Origin of the sequence: Amycolatopsis azurea DSM 43854 (assembly GCF_001995215.1) — a bacterium.
GTDB classification, from domain to species: domain Bacteria; phylum Actinomycetota; class Actinomycetes; order Mycobacteriales; family Pseudonocardiaceae; genus Amycolatopsis; species Amycolatopsis azurea.
On sequence record NZ_MUXN01000019.1, the window covers coordinates 64,119 to 82,522 of the forward strand.

Consider the following 18,404-nt stretch of genomic DNA (forward strand, 5'->3'; position numbering starts at 1 on the left):
CATCGCTGTCAGATGAGGCGTTCTGTAAAGCCCTCACGAGTTAAGCGGTCGTAAGCACTCTTGACGTCATCCGGTACTGCCTGCGGAATAGCGAAACCTTGCTCGGCGTAGACGCTGATGCGCTGGGTGTCGCCGACCAGCATGTTGATGACGCGGTCCACGTCGCCGATGTTCTCGATGTACTCGTCCAACGGCAGCGGCCGCGAAGCGCAGATGACGTCGACCTCGGGCCACAGCTTCTTGCAGGTCGCGTACGCGCGCCGCTGTTGATACGGCCGAGAGATGAGGACGACCGACCCGACCTCGATGCCGCGTGACTCCAGCAGCTTTCGAGTGAGCGTGATGTTGTCGCCTGTGTTCCGCGCCTCGGGCTCGACCAGGATGGCGTCACCGGGTACGCCCAGCTCAAGCGCATGTTCGCGGTAGTGGACAGCCTCGCCGCGCGGAAACCGTTCGATGGTCGTCGGGGCGTTGGCCCCGGTGAAGACGATGAGCGGGAACATCCCGGCGTGGAACAGTTCCGCGGTGAAGGTCGCGACCCCGAGATCGTGACTGCCAAGTCCGATCCCGACGTCGGCGGGCCGGAGTTCGTGGTGCATGTCGTGGTAGTCCCAGAGCGTCTGGATGTCGGCGCGGAGGTCGTCCGGCAGGGTGGTCGAACGCTCGGGCATCTGGGTCTCCGGGGTCAGTCGGGGATCTTGAAAGTGTAGGTCCAGGAGAAGCGGCTTGCGGCGTGTACGCCTCGTGCGAATTCGACCACGCGGCCGTCTTCGGTGTACGTGCGGCGTTGCAGGACCATGACGGGTTCGCCTGCGGGGAGTTCGAGCTGTTCGGCCTCGTCGGGCGTCGGCATCCGCGCGTAGAAGGTCTCGGTCATGGTGTCCGGCTCAAGGCCTTGCAGGGTGAGGACCAGGAACCCGCCACCTCGTCCGGCAGGCCCGGGTGTCGGGTCGACGATGGGGGTGCCTTCAACGTCGGCGGGGCGGTAGTAGCTGGTGAGTACGTGGGTGGGCTGGCCGGCGTCCTTGACCAGTCGTGCACGCTCGTAGACCGGTGACCCGACCATGACACCGAGAGCATCCGCGACCTCTCGATCAGCTTCGATCTTGGCGACGGTCTGCGTCTGGTCAGTCGGCTTCCAGTCTCGGCCGGAGGCTTCGCGGTCGGCGACGAAGGCGACGGTGTCGCCGTACTTCCACTTGCTCTTCGCGTACCGGTCCTTGCCCAGGCGCTTCATGGGCGGGCGGGCACGGACGACGGTGCCGCGTCTCCTGATCGGCGTGACCAGCCCCTCGGCTTCGAGGACTCCAACGGCCTTGCGGACGGTGTTGACATTGACGTCGTACTCGTCGGCAAGCTCGTCCTGCTTGGGCAGCGTGGTGTCCGGGGCGTAGTCACCCCGCTGGATCGCATCTCGCAGGATCGCGGCCAGCTCGCGGTACCCAGTGCCCACCTGGTCCTCCTTCGTCGGTCGATAACGCTAGCGGTATCACCTCATCATGGTCTACGGAGCCCGATAGAGATAGTTCTATTGACAACTCGCGCGACGAAGCGCTTAATAGAACTACCTCTAACAAGGTGTAAGCCCGCTAGGGCTCCAGAGACGACAGGAGACAGACGACATGGCGATCGCCAAGGGGCACCGTTTCGAGATCGACTTTGATGCCGCGTTCCCGCTGGGGCTGGTGATGGTCGGGGAGGTCGCGCCGGACAACGAGTATCAGTCGCGGGAAGACCGGTCCGCTGGCCGACCTGTTCGTCAGCGGGTCGACGAAGTAACGGGCAAGCGCCAGTGGAAGGCCACGGTCACCGACCCGAGCGAGACCAACTCCAAGCGTGCGTCCTATGACGTCACGTTCCTGGCTGATGTGCAGCCGGTGCCAACGACGTCCGAGGTCTTGCCGGGTATGCGGCCGATCGAACTGGAGGGCCTGACGGCTGAGCCGAAGGTGGCTGGCCAGGGCGAGTTTAAGTACCAGTCCTACGTGTTCCGTGCGACCGGCTTCAAGGCTGCTGCGTCGGGTGGCGCGTCGAAGTCGGGCAGGGCTTCCAACGCTGCTGAGTCCGCGCCCAAGGCAGCGTGATGACGGGCCGGGTGCCTGGCAGTCAGGGCGTGGCCGTGGTTCCACCGCACCTGGTCCACGCCTGGGAGGCGGCGTACCGCCACTACAGCGGGATGACACAGCGGACCGCGCAAGGTGGGGATGCTCTGGCGGCGCACGACATGGCCGTCGCTTCCTTCGCGGTGGCGTCGGCGTGGCGAGAGCTGGCGACTTACGGCCAGTTGCCCTGGTGGGTATTGGCCGCGGTGACGGCGGCGGCTGAGGGTTTCGAGGAGAACGCGCGTTCGTGGGAAATGCGCGCCTACAGCGAGGAAGAGCAGGTCCGTGGCGTTCAACGCGATGTGGAAGCCGGGACCTCAAGCGGTGGCGGGGATGCAGGGCAGTGGTTCGGCGGATCCGGCGTTGGTGATCTATCTGGATCCGGACAGCCTGGCGATTCTGCCGCCGTCCGATCCGGCGGTGTGGCCGGAGTTCATCCGGCTCCTTCGCCAGATCCGCGACAGCGCGGACGCACTGGCCGTCTTCCTCGACAGGCGCGCGGTGGTCCTCGATGACGACACCGGGACGGAATGAGCCACAAACCCTCCAGGACGCGCACGCTGTCGCCTCGGCGCACCGGCCGAAGCCTGGGTCGAATCTGACGACCTGGCTGAAGTTCCACCAGGCTAACGCGCGCATGTACCGGGCCGTGTCCGATGTGGACCGCTGGCACCACCACGAACTCCGTTACTGGGTGGGTTATGAGGAGCGCAAAGCGGAGGAGGTGGCCGAACAGATCCAGAAGAACAAGTCTCAAGCTAGCTGAGAACTGAATAACTGTAGGGAAAACGTGCGTGGGGGCGTGCGGCGTACAAACACGTCCTCACGCGCTTCCCGTGTCTCGTAAGGCGCAGAACCGGTACCTGGCCTAGGAAACCTCGCCGGTCCTGCGCTGTCCACAACCACTGGAAGTGAACAATGACAACGCTAAACGATGACAACAACCGACCGCTAGACGGGGTCACCCGAACGCGCTGCACGGTCTGCAAGCGGTTCGCCAAGCTCCTGCCCGGCGAGACCGAATGTGCTCCCTGCCGGGGAATGCTCCCGCTGGATCTGACCGGCGGTGGTCGCCGATGAACACGAACGGACTCGGTTTCCTTCTCGTCGGCGGTGGGGTGCTGGGTGTGGTGGTGTGGCTGCTGCACAAACTCGGCCGCGCCTTGGCCACGATCGCGGAAGTCCTGGCTGCGGCTGCGGTGGTGTTCATCGCCCTGTGGTCGGCCGTGAAACTGTTGGCGTGGCTGGGAAAACAGGTATTCACGCACTGGCGGACCAGTCTCGGGGTCCTTGCCGTGGTGGCCTGGTGGCAGTGGCTCGGCTGGCCGTCGCTGGCTATCACCGTGGGTTCGGTCGCGGTGGTGCTGGTGGTGTGGCGGCTGCTCGACGTGGTGTCGTTCGACCGGTGCTGCGGCCGGTTCCTGCGGGCGTGGTGGCTGCGCTGGTTCACCTACGCCCGGAAACTTCCGGGCTGGCTGCACGCCTGCGGCCTGTCCATCTCCGACGGCACCATGCCCGTGGAAGTCACGGTCAACCTCGTCGGCCGTCGCCGGAAGGCTGTCTCCCGTACTGCGGGCGGTGGCACGGCGGTGCAGGTGCCGAGGGTGCTGGGGGTGAAGTCGGGGCCGTCGTGGGATGAGGTGCGGGTTCGGCTCGTGCCTGGGCAGAAGCCGGAGGATTTCGACGACGCCGCCCGTGCTCTGGCCGTAGCTCGCAAGGTCACGCGGTGCCAGGTGCGGGAGCTGGAACCCAACGTCGTCTCGCTCGACTTTCAGCGCCGGGACCTCCTCAAAGCCCCGGTGGACTGCGCGGAGCTGCCCGACCTGGCGGCCGTCAACCCGGTGGATCTGCGGCGGGTGTTCACCGGACGAACTGAGTACGGGCAGAACTGGCGGCTGCCGCTGACCGGTCCGGGCGCTCACATGCTCGTCGCGGGTGCCACCGGGGCCGGGAAGAACTCCGTGATGTGGTCCCCGCTGGTGTCGGCGGCCTCGGCGATCCGGGCCGGGACAGTGCGCGTCTCGGGGATCGACCCGAAGGGGATGGAACTCGCCTACGGGCGCGGGATCTTCGCTCGCTACGGCGTCGCGGGGAAGGAAGCGATCGAGGTCCTGGACGACCTGCTCGACGGCCTTGAGTCCCGCAAGCGCGAGTTCGCCGGGCGCACCCGTGAGGTGCCGATCTCCACCGACTACCCGTTGGAGGTGCTGGAGTTCGACGAGATCGGCGCGCTGACCAAGTACACCGACCGCAAGACCCGCGAAGCCATCGTCGAACGCGTCGCCATTCTGACGACGCAAGGTCGGGCGCTGGGCTACACAGTGCGTGGCTACGTGCAGGAGCCGACGAAGGACACGGTTCCGGTTCGGGAGCTGTTCCCGCGCCGGGTGTGTCTGCGCGTCACCTCGAAGACGCACGTCGGGATGGTCCTCGGCGACGGCGCCTATGAACGGGGCGCGTGGGCGAACCGGATCGAGGAGTCGGCTGCGGGCGTCGGCTACATCTGGGGCGAGGGCATCCGCGAACCGCTTCGGGTTCGGGCTGGTTGGGTGCCGGACGAGACGGTCAAGGCGTTGGAGACCTACGTGACCAACGGCGGTGCACACGTGATCGACCTTCCTGTCCGCCATGGTGGAGAGGAGGTAGCGGCGTGAACCGCGTTCTGGTGTTTCTCGATGCGATCCGCGATCACCTCGACTCCCACGCCTTTCCGTCGGTTGCGTCCGTGCGCGTTGGGATTGGTCCGGACCCGGTGTCTGTCCAGCTCGACACCGACCGTCTGACGGACGTGGCGCGGGGCCTGGTCGTCTGGGCGGATTCGCTAGAGAACGTGACCGCCTCTATCTGGCGGGTGCCCCATGGCGGCCGTGTGCATCTGGAAGTACAGGGCCGGACTCCCTGCGGCATCCCGGTCTTGGTCTACGGCGGAGTCCGGTTCGACGAAGCGACCTTCCCGGATCTCCCTGCGGGGATGCGGCAGGAGATGCCGGTGTTCGTGCTGCGGCAGTGGAACAGCGCTGGGGAGGTGGCAGCGTGACAGGTACCAAGGAAGCCGCGGTGACCCCGCCGGCCAACTCGCGGGCCGCTCGGATGCGCGAACCTCTGGCCTCGGACGTAGTCAAGGCGACCGCTGAGAAGCACGGGGTCTGTGTCCGGCCGTTCACGATGGAAGTCGGGGATACCGAGACCGGTGAACTCCGGTACGTTCCCGTCCCCTGCGGCTCGACCGTGGAATCGGTGTGCCTGCCGTGTGCCCGGAAGGCGAAGGCGCTGCGACAGGTTCAGTGCCGCGAGGGCTGGCACATCGACACCGAACCGGACTTCACGCCGGAACCACCGACCGAGACACAGACGGAGCTGTTGGCGTTCCGGGCTGACCTGGTCGCGGCCTACCGCGAGGTGAGCGACCAGGCCGAAGCCGACGAGCTGAGGGAGGAGATCCAGGGCGTCGACGACGAACTTCGGCAACTCGGGATGCGCGGCCGCCTCCCCTCCATCGACCTGCCCACGAAAAAGGCGGTCAAGCGGTCGACCAAGCGGCGACAGGACGCGCCGAACCTGCCTCGACGCAAGGTCGCCAAGACCACGCTCGGACGGGAGTACGCGGGCAAGTTCCGGCCCTCGATGTTCGTCACGCTCACCTGCGACACCTACGGCCCTGTTCGCTCCGATGGTGCTCCGGTGAACCCGGCGACGTATGACTACCGGCGGGCGGCTCGGGACGCGGTGCACTTCTCGGCCCTGGTGGACAGGTGGTGGCAGAACCTGCGGCGAGTCGTGGGCTGGGACGCGCAGTACTTCGCGACCGTGGAGCCTCAACGGCGGGCCGCTCCGCACCTGCACGCGGCGGTCCGGGGATCGGTGCCGCACGACGTGATCCGCCAAGTCACCGAAGCGACCTATCACCAGGTGTGGTGGCCTGCGCACGACGAAGTGGTCTATGTCGATCGGATGCCGCTGTGGGACGGCGACCGCAGGGTGTTCGTCGACCCCGACACCCGCGAACCACTGACCGACTGGGACGACGCTGTTGAAGCCGTGGAAGACCCGGCGCACGTGGTCACCTTCGGCCGCCAGGTGCACTCGAAAGGCATCCTCGGTGGCTCGGAGGAAGCCGGGCGGCACATCGGCTATCTCACGAAGTACCTCACCAAGTCCACCGGTGAAGTCGTCGAAGCCGACACCGTGCGGCAGAAGGACCATCACGACCGGTTGCACGCGGAACTGTCGGTGACACCCTGCTCGCCCCGGTGCGCGGTGTGGCTGCTCTACGGGATCAATCCCAAGGGAGTCAACGGAAAGACCACACCAGGACACTGCAAAGGGCGCGCTCATCGGCGGACCACCCTCGGTCTGCCAGGGCGGCGGGTGCTGGTGTCACGAAAGTGGTCAGGGAAGACGCTCGTCGACCACAAGGCGGACCGGAAGGCGTTCGTCCTGGAGGCACTGGCAGCGGTCGGGATCGAGAAACCCGCACCGGACCCGGCTCGGCTCGTCTGGCGCAAGGTCGACGCGGGCGACACCAATGTGCCACCTCGGGACCACCTGGTGATGCACGCGATCTCGGAACGGATCACGTGGAAAGCCGAGTACGACAAGGCATTACTCGCCGCGCAGAGTCCGCCAGATCTTTCGGCAACTCCGCTGGCAGCTTAGGAACTGGGGGCGAAACCGTGGGCAAGAACTATCTGACAGTCGAAGAAGCAGCCGAGTACCTGAACACGCGTGTCCGGTTCGTGCGGCGGTTGATCGCGGAGCGGCGCGTGGCGTTCCACAAGGTCGGCGTACACGTGCGGTTCGCCATCGCTGATCTTGAGGAGTTCATCCAGGCCGGTCGGGTCGAGCCGATCACGCGGGCTTCGGTGATCCGTGACCTCGGAAGGGCGGCCTGACATGGCGAACAAGCGAGGACACCGGGGTTTCGGCAATGTCCGACAGCGGGAATCAGGGAAGTGGCAGGCGCGTTATCCGGGGCCGGATGGCCAGATTCGTAACGCTCCCAACATGTTCACGAGTAAGCGCACGGCCGAGCAGTGGTTGTCGGTGACCGAAACGCAGATCATGAAAGGCGAGTGGGTCGACCCTGAACGGGCGAAAGTCAAGCTCGGGCACTATGCGGACCAGTGGATCACGCAGCGGCCCGGCTTGCGTCCGCGCACGGTTGAGTTGTACCGGTGGCTTCTGCTGAAGCACATCGCAGCGGATCTCGGCGGTGTCGAACTGGGCAAGTTGTCGACGGCGATCATTCGGCAATGGCGTGCGGATCGGCTGGCGGCCGGAGTGTCGGAGTCGGTCACTGCCAAGGCATACAGGTTGCTCCGGGCGATCCTGACTACGGCGGTCGACGAAGACAAGATCTTGCAGCGGAACCCCTGCCGGGTGCGGGGTGCCGACAAGGAGAACCCGGCGGAGCGGCCAATTGTGACCGTTCCGCAGGTGTTCGATCTGGCTGGGCGGATGCCGGAGCGGTTCCGGGCGCTCGTGCTGTTGGCCGCGTTCGCGTCGCTTCGTTGGGGTGAGGTGTCGGCGCTGCGGCGGTGCGACGTCGCGGAGGATGGGAGCTGGGTCCGGATCTCGCGTGCGCTGGTCGAGGTTCCTGGGCGTGGGCTGATCGTCGGTCCGCCGAAGTCGAGGGCGGGGGTGCGCACGCTGATCGTTCCGGCGGCGATTCGACGTGACGTCGTGAAGCACCTCGACGAGTTCGTGAAGCCGGAGCACGACGCGCTGTTGTTCACAGGTGAGCGTGCGGGCAACCCGGTGCGTCGGCCGAACTTCAGCCAGCGGACGAAGTGGACGGAGGTCGCGGCGAAGATGGGTCTTAAGGGCCTGCACTTCCACGACCTCCGGCACGCGGGGAACATCTGGGCGTCGAAGGCTGGAACGTCGACCAAGGACCTCATGGCGCGGATGGGGCATGACGACATGCGGGCGGCGCTGATCTACCAGCGGGCGACCAGCGACGCTGATGAACGGATCGCCGATCGGCTGTCGAAGCTCGTCGACCAGCACAGGACGGGCAACGTGGATGACGATGACGACGGTCTGAGCGGGCAGCCGGTGCCGGTCGGCTAATGGCCCATTAATGGCCCAGCCGGAAGATCTCCCGGTCAAATCGAAAGCCCCAGGTCCTAAGTGGACATCCACTGACCTGGGGCTTTCGCGTGAGAGCGGATGACGGGAATCGAACCCGCGTATTCAGCTTGGGAAGCTGATGTTCTACCATTGAACTACATCCGCAGTGCTCGGCCAGCATACATGGCCCGCATCTCCCTCTGCCAAGACCCCACCTCGCCTTGACGGCGCCACCGAAAGTGACAACACTTGTTGTCTACCTCGGAGGTGATCCGGATGGGCGAGCGGCTGCCTGACCCCGAACTGTTCCGTCAAGGCGGGTTCCGGGTCGCGTCGAGGCTGTTCATCGACGGCGACATCAGGGGCGACGAGCGTCAGGTGGCCCGGCTGCGGGAGTTCGCGCAGCGGGAGGATCCGGCGGCCGACGTGCTGGTGCCACTGCTGCGGAAAGGCGCCCAAGGCCAGTTCGAACAGGCGCTGCGGCAAGGCATCGACAGCGTCGAGGAGTCGCCGGAGGAACTCCAAGCGTTCTTTCGCGACGTCGAGGCGACGCCGTACTGGGTCGATCCGGACCGCATCGATCGTGGGGCGCGGGCGATCACGCGCGCCGGGTTGCTCGGGCTCTTCCCGCTCGGCGACGTTTCGCTGATGGGCGGCTATCTCGCCTCGCGCGCCACTAAGTCGCTCGTCGGCACCGGCGAGATCGAGTACAAGGCGTCACGCCGTCTTGTCGAGACGGCGACCTGGTGGATCCACGTCACCACGCCGGGCGCGCTGGTGCCCGGCGGGCGCGGGTACGAGTCCGCGTTGCGGGTGCGGATCGTGCACGCCCACGTCCGCGCGGCCATCAACCGCCGCAAGGACTGGGATTACGCGGCTTGGGACAAGCCGGTCAACCAGGTCCAGACCGCGGGCACGCTCCTGCTCTTCTCCCTCGTCTACGTCTTCGGCACGCAGCTGCTCGGGCTCCGCTACAGCCCCCGCGAGCGCGCCGACATCCTGCACCTCTGGCGTTATGTCGGCTGGCTGATGGGCGTCGACTAGGAACTCCTGCCCGCCGACGAGGAGGACGCCTGGCGGCTGCTGTGGCTGCTCGCCACCACCGAGTTCATCCCCGACGACGACTCCAAGCGGCTCGCCGCGGCGCTCATGAAGTCCCACGCCGGGATCGGCGAGGGCCGCGGCGCGCTCGGCAAGGTCCTCGCGCACGTGTCGGTCGCGGGGCACGGGGCGATCAGCAGGCTGCTGCTCGGCAAGACCAACGCCGACTTCCTGGAACTGCCCGACGACCCGATCGCGCAGGCGGCCGTGGTCGCGGTGGCGGGGGTCAACTTCGCCGCCGAGACGGTCCGGCGGGTGGTGCCCGGGGCGACCGCGCTCCAGGAGCTGATCGGGGCCGCCGGACGCCGCCACTACCTCCGGCAGGTCACCAAGGTCTTCCGGCCCGACACCACCTACGGCAGGCACATGAAGGCCGCTTGACTACGCTGAGCGCGTGCTCCTCAGCGACCGTGACCTCCGTAAAGAGCTCGACGCCGGCCGTCTCGGCGTCGACCCGTTCGACCCGACCATGGTCCAGCCGTCGAGCATCGACGTGCGCCTCGACCGCTTCTTCCGCGTGTTCGACAACAGCAAGTACACGCATATCGACCCGCAGCTCCAGCAGGACGAGCTGACCTCACTGGTCGAGAAGGAAGGCGAAGACCCCTTCGTCCTCCACCCCGGCGAGTTCGTGCTGGGCTCGACGTACGAGACGGTCACGCTCGCCGACGATCTCGCCGGCCGCCTGGAGGGCAAGTCCTCCCTCGGCCGCCTCGGCCTGCTCACCCACTCCACCGCGGGCTTCATCGACCCCGGCTTCTCCGGCCACATCACCCTCGAACTGTCGAACGTGGCCAACCTGCCGATCACGCTCTGGCCGGGAATGAAGATCGGCCAGCTCTGCATCTTCCGCCTGTCCAGCGCGGCGGAGTTCCCGTACGGCTCGAACGAGGCAGGCTCGCGTTACCAGGGGCAGCGGGGACCGACCCCGAGCCGCGCGTACAAGAACTTCCACCGCGTCGACACCTGGAGGTAGCGCGGTCAGCCCACCGGGGCTTCCCAGTCGATCCGGTGTCGCCACATGAAGGCGTTCGGGTCCTCCGAAGGCGGGTTCTTGAACGCCCGCGCGATGAAGAAGTCCCGGATCACCCGCCCGACGGGGCCGACCGCCTTCGCGTCGCCGTTGCGCTTGCCGCGCTCGACGACGGCCTCGACGCGCTCGCGTCGCAGTCCTTCGTAGACGGCGAGCGCCTTCGGGATCGAGGGCACGTCACGCAGGCATCGCGCCAGCGTGACGGCGTCCTCGATCGCCATCGCGGCGCCTTGCCCCGCCGCCGGTGAGGTCGCGTGGGCGGCGTCGCCGATGACGACCATCCGGTCCGTCCGCCAGGTCGGCACGCTCGGGAAGTCGTACGTCGCCCACGGCCGGTAGATCTCCCGCGTCGCGCGCACGATCTCGACGGCCGGTGTGCGGTCCACCGCCAGCCGCCGGATCAGGTCCTCGCGCCAGGCGTCGCCGGTCATCGCGGCGAGTTCGGCCTGCGCCGGATCCTGCTTGCGGGGCACGTTCGCGAACCACCAGACGCCGCCGTCCGGGTGGACGACGTGCGAGAAGAACAGCCGCTTGCCGAAGGTCATGTGCATGACGCCGGGTTCGTCGTCCAGCCGCAGGCCCTCGGCCAGCCCGCCGGTGTTCAGCAGCGGCACGTAGCGCGGTGACGGCGCCCGCGGGTCGATGATCTCCCGCACCCGCGACCGGAGCCCGTCCGCGCCGATCAGCAGGTCGCCGTCGGACGATGAGCCGTCCGCGAACGTCGCGAGCACGCCGCCGCCGGTGTCTCGCGCGTCGGCCAAACGCTTGCCGTAGCGGACCTCGATGCCGCGTCTGACGGCCTCGTCGCGAAGGGCGACGTACAGGTCGGAGCGCAGCACGGTCTGGCTCACGGTGCCGTCCTCGAGCTGCCCGCCGAGCGCGAAGTCCGCCAGTTCACGCCCGTTCCCCAGGTGCATCTTGATCCGGGGCGTGTCGAATCCCAGGTCCTTGACCAGTCCTTTCAGCCCCAGCGGCGTCAAGGCGTCGAGCCCGTTCACCGCAAGGGTCAGGAACGCGCCGACGCCTTCCGCGGTCCGGTCGTACGCCTCGTGGATCACCGGCTCGTGGCCGGTCTCGTGCAGTGCGATCGCCGTGATCGTGCCCGCGATACCCCCGCCGGCGATCAGTGCCTTCGCCATGTCTTTCACCCCATCGAATCTCTTAGAAACTAATTCGTTCTATCGAACTAAAGACTCCGCTAGGCTGGCCGACGTGTCAAGTGAGCGAGCGGAACTGGTCGAGCGGATCCTCGGCGGATCGAGAGCGTTGTCGACGGAGACGGTCATGTTCCATACGGCGATCGCCGAACAGGGCGGCCTCTCGGTCGTCGAAAGCAAGGTGGCCGACTACCTCGCCCGCTTCGGCCCCCAGACGCCGAAGGCGCTTTCGCAGCTCTCGGGGCTGGCGCCGGCGTCGATCACCGCGCTCATCGACAGGCTCGTGGGCAAGGGGGTCGTCGCGCGGAAGCCGCATCCCGAAGACCGGCGGAAGGTGCTCATCGAGATCGACGCGGGGATGATGGCCGCCGCCGCGCCGATGTGGGATCACCTGGTGAAGTCGGTCCGCGAAGCCTGCGAGCGGTACACGGAGGGTGAGCTGGAGACGGTTCTCCGGTTCCTGGCCGACGTGACCGCGATCACCCATGAGTCCACGGAAATGATCACCCACGGCAACCGCTGACCGGTATTACTACTTTCGGGGGTATTGCCGTAACCAGTTCGTGATAGTTTTCGGCCCCGTGTCCCCCAATAGAACACGAGGCCGGTTACTGCTTGTCACGCTCAGCGTCCTGCTGGGCGGGGTGATCGCCAGTGCGAGCTACCTGATGGTGACCGACCGGTTCCAGGGCACCGCGTTGAGCAACCTGTCGCTGAGCGTCCCCGACACCAAGGGCAGATCCGGCGACGCCCTCGCGAAGCCTCCCGCCTACTTCGGTCAGACGTCCGCTCCGGCACCGGCAGGCCCCGAGCCCGGCTCTGCCGCCCCGACGTCGTCTTCGGCGGCTCCCACGTCTTCCTCCGCGCCGCCCAGCACTTCCTCCGCCGCGCCCGAGCCGCCGGCCACGCCTTCCGAGGCCCCCAAGCCCACCCCGAGCAAGGCCCAGGACCCGCCGCGTTCGCAGGACAGCTCGCTCGCCGGTCAGGTCATCGATCTCGTCAACGCCGAGCGCGCCGACGCCGGCTGCTCGCCGGTGAGCAACGAATCCCACCTCGCCACCGCCGCGCAGGGCCACAGCGACGACATGTCGGCCCGGAACTACTTCTCGCACACCACGCCGGAAGGCGTCACGTTCGACCAGCGCATCCGCACCGCGGGCTACGACAAGCCCGGCGCCGAGAACATCGCCAAGGGCCAGCAGAACGCCGCCAAGGTGATGGACGCCTGGATGAACTCCGAGGGCCACCGCGCGAACATCCTCAACTGCAAGCTGAAGAAGATCGGCGTCGGCGTCAACACCAAGGGCATGTACTGGACGCAGAACTTCGGCTACTGACCCTTCTGCCACCGTTCGGCGATGTCGCCGTAGCGGGCCAGCACCGTCGCGCGCAGTTCGGGATCCGTCCGCGGGACCGGTTCGATGAACACCTCGGTGACGTCCCCGAAGTCCCGGGTCAGCTCGGCCGCCATCCGGACGCAGGCGCGTTCGACGTCCGCCGCGCCCAGCGCGTCGTCGAAGTCGACGCGGGCGCAGACGAGCACCTGATCGGTGCCCATCAGCATGGTCTGGAGGTCGACCACGGCCTCGATCTCGGGCGCGCCCATCAGGTGGTCCCGCACCCCGCGCACCAGCCTCGGATCCGCCTGCCTGCCGATCAGCAGACCGCGGTTGGTGCGGCCGAGCACGTAGGCGACCAGCGCCAGCAGTACCCCGATCGCGATCGACGCCGCGCCGTCCCAGACGTGCGACCCGGTGAGCTGGTGCAGCCCGATCCCGGCGAACGCGAGCAGCAGCCCGATCAGCGCGGCCGAATCCTCGAACAGGACGGTCTTCGGCGCCGGGTCGTCGATCATCCGCAGATAGACCGAGATCTTCTGGTCCGCGGCGGCGGCGTCGCGCCGCACCTGCCGCACGGCCTGGAACCACGAGACGGACTCGAGGGCGAAGGCGATCGCGAGGACGGCGTAGCCGACGATCGGATCGGTCTGTTCGGTCTCTTCGCCGAACACCGTCGAGAAACCTTCGTAGAGCGCGAACATCGCGCCGGAGGCGAAGATCGACACCGCCGCGAGCAGCGACCAGAAGTACCGCTCCTTGCCGTAGCCGAAGGGATGCACGCGGTCGGCGGGCCGGTCCGAGCGTTTCAGTGCCGTCAGCAAAAGGACTTCGGTGATCGTGTCGGCCACCGAGTGCACGGCTTCCGAAAGCATCGCGCCGGAGCCGGTGATGATCCCGGCGATCAGTTTCAGCACGGCGATGGCGAGGTTGACCCCACCCGCCAGCACCACGGTCAGGGTGCTTTCGCCACCGGATTCTTCACTCACCTTGGGCAGCGTAGTGCGAGTGCGCCGATCTCACAGGCGACGCAAACCCTGCAGCACCCGTTCCATCAAGGCGAGTGCCGGGTGACCGTCGAATTCAGCCTGCGTTTCATGAACGGTAACCAGACCGAGTTCGGCCATGTCACCCAAAAGGACCTTTGCAACGCCGAGCGGAACGCTTAGTGACGCCGCCACTTCCGCGACGGAAGTCGGACGACGGCACAGTGATCGGACCGAATGGAATTCGACACTGAACCCCGGTGCGCTCCATGGGGCGTCGTTCCGGACGGAAATCATCGCTTCGATCGCGAAGTTCCGCTTGGACTGCGTGCGTCCGCCCGTGCGGACGTACGGGCGGACGCGCGTGCGCCGTCGTTCCTGCCGCGGCGGCCGCCGGGCGGCCGGGATGCTGGGGATGGTCGCTTCCTGGGCCATTCTGGCGAACGCCGCGGCCGACGGGAGACGGGCAGGCGGACGCAGAGTCGACGATCCCGGCGTCGCGAGGCGGTGTTCCTTGCCCGACCGGAGTTCGTGACGGTTGCCCATTGATTTCCCTCGCCCCTTTTTTTCGGACCTTGTGCCATGCCACCTAAAGCAACCTCGTGGACGACAACGGCAACGAGGAAACGCCAGCCTATCGCCACGGTGTACCGCCGAACGGGTAATGGAAACGGAATAATCGCGCGAGGATAAAACGAGAGGGAACATTCTCTCGCATTATGTGCGAGAGAATGTTCCCTCCGACCTCGATGTTCTACTTGTCTTCCTCCGGCTGGGGCGTCTCGGTGGCCGGTTCCGCGGCGGGCTTGTCCGCGTCCCCGTCGAGTTCAGCATCCGAGACGGCGTCCAGGGACGGCGCTCCCGCCGGGACCAGCTGCGGTTCCGGCTTGCGCTTGACGGCGTTCAGCAGCAGCTGCGCGACGTCGACGATCTCGACCTTCTCGCTCGCCTGCCCGTCGCTCTGGCGCGCGGTGAGGCCGTCGTTGAGCATCACCTTGCAGAACGGGCAGCCGGTCGCGATCTTCGACGGCGCGGTGCCGAGCGCCTCGTCCACGCGCTCGACGTTGATCCGCTTGCCGATCTTCTCTTCCATCCACATCCGCGCGCCGCCGGCGCCGCAGCACATCGACCGGTCGCCGTGCCGCGGCATTTCCCGCAGCGTCGCGCCGGTGGCCCCGACGAGCTCACGCGGAGCGTCGTAGACCTTGTTGTGCCGGCCCAGGTAGCACGGGTCGTGGTAGGTGACGTCCTCGGCGACCGGGGCCACCGGGGTCAGGTGCTTCTCCCGCACCAGGCGGTTGAGCAGCTGCGTGTGGTGCACGACGTCGAACTGGCCGCCCAGTTCCGGGTACTCGTTCGCGAGGGTGTTGAAGCAGTGGGCACAGGTGACGACCACCTTGCGCGCCTTGCGTTCGCGGCCCTCGAACACCGAGTTCAGGATCTCGACGTTCTGCTGCGCCAGCATCTGGAACAGGAACTCGTTGCCCGCGCGGCGGGCCGGGTCACCGGTGCAGGACTCCTCCGAGCCGAGCACGGTGTACTTCACGCCCGCGATGTGCAGCAGTTCCGCGACGGCGCGCGTGGTCTTCTTCGCGCGGTCCTCGAACGCGCCGGCGCAGCCGACCCAGAAGAGGTACTCGGTGTCGCCGAGGTCGCCGTCGAACACCGGCACCTCGAAGTCCAGGTCCTCGGTCCAGGCGAGCCGGTCCTTGGCGTTCTGGCCCCACGGGTTGCCCTTGTTCTCCAGGTTCTTGAACATCCCGTTGAGCTCGCTGGGGAACGCGGACTCGATCATCACCTGGTAGCGGCGCATGTCGACGATGTGGTCGACGTGCTCGATGTCCACCGGGCACTGCTCGACGCAAGCGCCGCAGGAGGTGCAGGACCACAGCACCTCGGGGTCGACGATGCCGCCGTCGTCGCCGACGAGCGCCTTCTGCGACTCCGCGATCGCGAGGACGTCGATGCCCGCGTACATGTTGTCGCCGGACAGGCCGACCTCGTCGCCCGCCATGTCGCGCTTGCCGCCCGCGAGCAGATACGGCGCCTTCGCGTAGGCGTGGTCGCGAAGCTGCGTGATGACGAGCTTCGGCGAAAGCGGCTTGCCGGTGTTCCACGCGGGGCACTGCGACTGGCAGCGCCCGCATTCGGTGCAGGTGGAGAAGTCCAGCCAGCCCTTCCAGCTGAAGTCCTCGATCTTGCCGACGCCGAAGGTGTCCTCGTCCGGGTCCGCCTCTTCGAGGTCGAGCACCTTGCCGTTGCTCATCATCGGCTTGAGCGCGCCCAGCGCGACGCCGCCGTCGGCCTCGCGCTTGAAGTAGATGTTGAAGAAGGCGCTGAACCGGTGCCAGGCGATGCCCATGGTCATCGTGCGCGCGACGACGATCAGCCAGATCGTGGCGCTCATCAGCTTGACGAAGGCGAACACCGTGACCAGGTCCGGGCTGGACGGCAGCAGCAGGCCGAGCGGGTGTGAGACGAACGCGGCCCAGACCGGGGTGTCGTGGACGCCCAGCGCGGACTTCGCGGCGCGGACGCCGATGATGCCGATGCCCTCGATGAGCACGACAGCCTCGATGAAGTACGCCCACTTGAAGTTGGAGCCCTGGAAGCGGGACTGCCGGTCCGCGCGGCGCGGGTGGTTCTTCTGGCGGATCCCCATCAGGATCAGGATGCCGACGATGGTGCCGACCCCGAGCAGCTCCATGAGCAGCTGGAACAGCGACCAGTCGTCGAGGATCGGCCAGCCCCACGTCGGGACGAAGACCTCTCCGTACGCCTCGAACAGGGCGAGCGACCCGAGCAGGAAGCCCCACATGACCAGCCAGTGCGCCGGTCCGACGCTCTTGACCTTGTTCATCCGGGTGTGCGCGGCGAATTCCTTGATCAGGGTCTTCATGCGCGGGATGAACGGGCCGTTGCGGGTCGAGTCCGGCTGACCGAGGCGGATCACCCGCACGAAGCGGGCGATGGTCGCGAAGAACATTCCCCAGGCGACGACGCCGAGCAGGACCGCGATCCCGCCGAGCGTCAGCTGTACAGCGCCCATCGTCGGGAGCCTTTCGTCCGAATGAAGCCAAGTGGTGGGTGGGCAGAGTGTGGTTCGGGCAGACTAATGCTTCTTACTGATGGGTAACCCACTGACCGCGCCCAAGTCCCACCGATGTGGTGTACGCCTCTCTTTGTTTTAAGACGATCGTCCAGGTAGTTTTTGTAACATGGCTGCGTACCTTCTCCTCGCTTTCGCCATCGCCGCGGAGGTGACGGCCACCGTCTCGTTGAGGCTTTCCGAGGGCTTCTCCAAGGTCGGACCGTCGATCGTCGTCGTGGTCGGCTACGCCTTCGCGTTCGTCGCGCTCGCGTACGTTCTGAAGGCCGGCGTGCCGGTGAGCGTCGCCTACGCGATCTGGGCCGCGGCCGGCGTCGCGCTGGTGGCGGCCGTCGGGATCGTGTTCTTCAAGGAACCGGTCAACTTCTCCGTGATCGCCGGGCTGGTACTCGTGGTCGGCGGGGTCGTGTTGATCGAGGCAGGGAGCGCGCACTAAGTGAAGATCCAGGTCGACGGCCGGAAGGCCAGGGGCGAGAAGCGGCGCGACGAGATCATCGCGGCCGCGCTGCGGGTGATCGAACGGGACGGCGTCGCCGGGGTCACCCATCGGACGGTCGCCGCCGAGGCGGGCGTGCCGACGGCGTCGACGACCTATCACTTCTCCAGCCTCGACGATCTGCTGATCGCGACGCTCATCTCGTGCGCGCGGGACATGGCGACCGAGGTCTACTGGATGATCGACCGCGCCCGGTCGCGCGGCAGCCGCGGCGCGGAAGAGGTCGCCGGGCTGCTCGCGGAGGCGCTGGGCCCGCGGCGCGGGCGGACGATGGCGGAGTACGAGCTGTACCTGCTGGCCGCGCGCAAACCCGAGCTGCGGCCCGCCGCGCGGCGCTGGCTGGACGTGCTGACCTCGATGGTCCGGCACGACGACGAGGTCGCGTTCCGGGTGTTCCTCGCCGGGATCGACGGCCTCCTGATCCAGGGCCTCATCGACGACGAGCCGCCGTCCGCGGAGGAACTGCGGCCGGTGGTGGACTACCTGCTGAAACCGCGTTGACCTGCTGGGTAACGTGCGGATCATGAGGACTGTCGGCGCATACGAACTGGACGACGACCCGGCACGGGTGGACCTCGACGTGGTGTGGAAGCACCTGTCCACCGACGTCTACTGGGGCAAGTGGCGTGACCGCGAGATGGTCGAGAAGGTCTTCAGGAACGCTTGGCGCGTCGTGGGCGCGTACGAGTCTTCTAGCGGACGCCTCGTCGGCTTCGCGCGGGCGTTCTCGGACACGATCGGCAGCGCCTATCTCGCGGACGTCTTCGTCGTCGACGAGGCGCGCGGCGCGGGGCTCGGCAAGGAGCTGGTCCGGGAGATGATCGAGAACGGACCGGGCGCGGAGTTCCGGTGGATGCTGCACACCGCCGACGCGCACGAGCTGTACCGGAAGTTCGGCTTCGGGGACCCGCCGGAGGGGCAGTACATGGAGCGGACGCGGGCGAACGGACAGGCCTAGGGGGCTGAAGGGGACTTTCCCCGCATCGCAGGCGGTGAAGGGCGGGCGGTCTC

General features: G+C 67.0%; 20 protein-coding genes, 1 tRNA gene and 1 pseudogene. 15 read left to right on the plus strand and 7 right to left on the minus strand.

Annotation, left to right across the window (positions count from 1 at the left end; translation table 11 throughout):
- Positions 1-8: 8 nt before the first annotated feature.
- Together B0293_RS25135 and B0293_RS25140 are read right to left on the minus strand one after the other, a co-directional pair.
- On the minus strand, positions 9-671 hold the full coding sequence (locus tag B0293_RS25135) for a YdcF family protein (RefSeq protein ID WP_005165061.1): 663 nt from the start codon (positions 669-671) through the stop codon (positions 9-11).
- A gap of 14 nt (positions 672-685) precedes the next feature.
- Complete coding sequence (locus tag B0293_RS25140) at positions 686-1,453, minus strand: GntR family transcriptional regulator (RefSeq protein WP_005165063.1); 768 nt, start codon at positions 1,451-1,453, stop codon at positions 686-688.
- A 169-nt stretch (positions 1,454-1,622) separates the two neighbouring features.
- On the opposite strand from B0293_RS25140, the gene B0293_RS25145 reads away from it, so the two are divergent.
- From B0293_RS25145 to B0293_RS25180, 8 genes are all read left to right on the plus strand, one after another.
- A complete protein-coding gene (locus B0293_RS25145) occupies positions 1,623-2,084 on the plus strand; it encodes a hypothetical protein (protein WP_005165066.1) in 462 nt (153 codons plus the stop codon).
- A 303-nt stretch (positions 2,085-2,387) separates the two neighbouring features.
- The gene (locus B0293_RS25150) at positions 2,388-2,636 is read left to right on the plus strand and encodes a hypothetical protein (protein WP_005165068.1); all 249 of its coding nucleotides are present in this window, start codon (positions 2,388-2,390) and stop codon (positions 2,634-2,636) included.
- The gene (locus B0293_RS25155) at positions 2,614-2,868 is read left to right on the plus strand and encodes an AMED_5909 family protein (RefSeq protein WP_039919346.1); all 255 of its coding nucleotides are present in this window, start codon (positions 2,614-2,616) and stop codon (positions 2,866-2,868) included. The genes B0293_RS25150 and B0293_RS25155 overlap by 23 nt, the downstream gene beginning before the upstream one ends.
- 310 nt (positions 2,869-3,178) lie before the next feature.
- Positions 3,179-4,756, plus strand: coding sequence for an FtsK/SpoIIIE domain-containing protein (locus B0293_RS25160; RefSeq protein WP_005165073.1), 1,578 nt, complete (start codon positions 3,179-3,181; stop codon positions 4,754-4,756).
- A complete protein-coding gene (locus tag B0293_RS25165) occupies positions 4,753-5,139 on the plus strand; it encodes a hypothetical protein (RefSeq protein WP_005165074.1) in 387 nt (128 codons plus the stop codon). The genes B0293_RS25160 and B0293_RS25165 overlap by 4 nt, the downstream gene beginning before the upstream one ends.
- A 53-nt stretch (positions 5,140-5,192) precedes the next feature.
- Positions 5,193-6,758, plus strand: coding sequence for a replication initiator (locus B0293_RS25170; protein ID WP_039919352.1), 1,566 nt, complete (start codon positions 5,193-5,195; stop codon positions 6,756-6,758).
- A 17-nt stretch (positions 6,759-6,775) separates the two neighbouring features.
- The gene (locus tag B0293_RS25175) at positions 6,776-6,994 is read left to right on the plus strand and encodes a helix-turn-helix domain-containing protein (protein ID WP_005165076.1); all 219 of its coding nucleotides are present in this window, start codon (positions 6,776-6,778) and stop codon (positions 6,992-6,994) included.
- Between the two features lies 1 nt (position 6,995).
- Positions 6,996-8,174, plus strand: a complete 1,179-nt coding sequence (locus tag B0293_RS25180; protein WP_039919347.1) for a tyrosine-type recombinase/integrase — start codon at positions 6,996-6,998, stop codon at positions 8,172-8,174.
- Positions 8,175-8,268: 94 nt separating this feature from the next.
- On the opposite strand, the gene B0293_RS25185 is transcribed toward B0293_RS25180, so the two are convergent.
- Positions 8,269-8,339, minus strand: a tRNA-Gly gene (locus B0293_RS25185).
- Positions 8,340-8,450: 111 nt separating this feature from the next.
- Here B0293_RS25185 and B0293_RS25190 point away from each other — a divergent pair.
- Positions 8,451-9,656: pseudogene (locus B0293_RS25190) on the plus strand (oxygenase MpaB family protein).
- A 13-nt stretch (positions 9,657-9,669) separates the two neighbouring features.
- A complete protein-coding gene (gene dcd / locus B0293_RS25195) occupies positions 9,670-10,251 on the plus strand; it encodes a dCTP deaminase (protein ID WP_016338162.1) in 582 nt (193 codons plus the stop codon).
- Between the two features lie 5 nt (positions 10,252-10,256).
- Here the strand turns inward: dcd and B0293_RS25200 are convergent, their stop codons facing one another.
- The gene (locus tag B0293_RS25200; protein WP_005168221.1) at positions 10,257-11,447 is read right to left on the minus strand and encodes an FAD-dependent oxidoreductase; all 1,191 of its coding nucleotides are present in this window, start codon (positions 11,445-11,447) and stop codon (positions 10,257-10,259) included.
- Between the two features lie 73 nt (positions 11,448-11,520).
- Here B0293_RS25200 and B0293_RS25205 point away from each other — a divergent pair, with 73 nt between their 5' ends.
- Positions 11,521-11,988, plus strand: coding sequence for a MarR family winged helix-turn-helix transcriptional regulator (locus B0293_RS25205; RefSeq protein WP_005168219.1), 468 nt, complete (start codon positions 11,521-11,523; stop codon positions 11,986-11,988).
- Positions 11,989-12,109: 121 nt separating this feature from the next.
- On the plus strand, positions 12,110-12,802 hold the full coding sequence (locus B0293_RS25210; protein ID WP_085939793.1) for a CAP domain-containing protein: 693 nt from the start codon (positions 12,110-12,112) through the stop codon (positions 12,800-12,802).
- Here the strand turns inward: B0293_RS25210 and B0293_RS25215 are convergent.
- The 3 genes from B0293_RS25215 to B0293_RS25225 form a co-directional block, all read right to left on the minus strand.
- Entirely contained in the window at positions 12,796-13,791 is a 996-nt protein-coding gene (locus B0293_RS25215) for a cation diffusion facilitator family transporter (RefSeq protein ID WP_077241382.1), read from the minus strand. The genes B0293_RS25210 and B0293_RS25215 overlap by 7 nt on opposite strands.
- A gap of 30 nt (positions 13,792-13,821) precedes the next feature.
- A complete protein-coding gene (locus B0293_RS25220; RefSeq protein WP_245192205.1) occupies positions 13,822-14,223 on the minus strand; it encodes a DUF742 domain-containing protein in 402 nt (133 codons plus the stop codon).
- Between the two features lie 319 nt (positions 14,224-14,542).
- Positions 14,543-16,837, minus strand: a complete 2,295-nt coding sequence (locus tag B0293_RS25225) for a (Fe-S)-binding protein (RefSeq protein WP_005168563.1) — start codon at positions 16,835-16,837, stop codon at positions 14,543-14,545.
- Positions 16,838-17,006: 169 nt separating this feature from the next.
- Between B0293_RS25225 and B0293_RS25230 the strand changes: the two genes are divergently transcribed.
- From B0293_RS25230 to B0293_RS25240, 3 genes are read left to right on the plus strand one after another with little or no spacing between them, the layout of a single operon-like run.
- Positions 17,007-17,333, plus strand: a complete 327-nt coding sequence (locus B0293_RS25230; protein ID WP_005168566.1) for a DMT family transporter — start codon at positions 17,007-17,009, stop codon at positions 17,331-17,333.
- Positions 17,334-17,894, plus strand: a complete 561-nt coding sequence (locus tag B0293_RS25235; RefSeq protein WP_005168568.1) for a TetR/AcrR family transcriptional regulator — start codon at positions 17,334-17,336, stop codon at positions 17,892-17,894. It abuts the gene before it with no gap.
- Positions 17,895-17,916: 22 nt separating this feature from the next.
- The gene (locus B0293_RS25240) at positions 17,917-18,351 is read left to right on the plus strand and encodes a GNAT family N-acetyltransferase (protein WP_039920155.1); all 435 of its coding nucleotides are present in this window, start codon (positions 17,917-17,919) and stop codon (positions 18,349-18,351) included.
- Positions 18,352-18,404 lie beyond the last annotated feature (53 nt).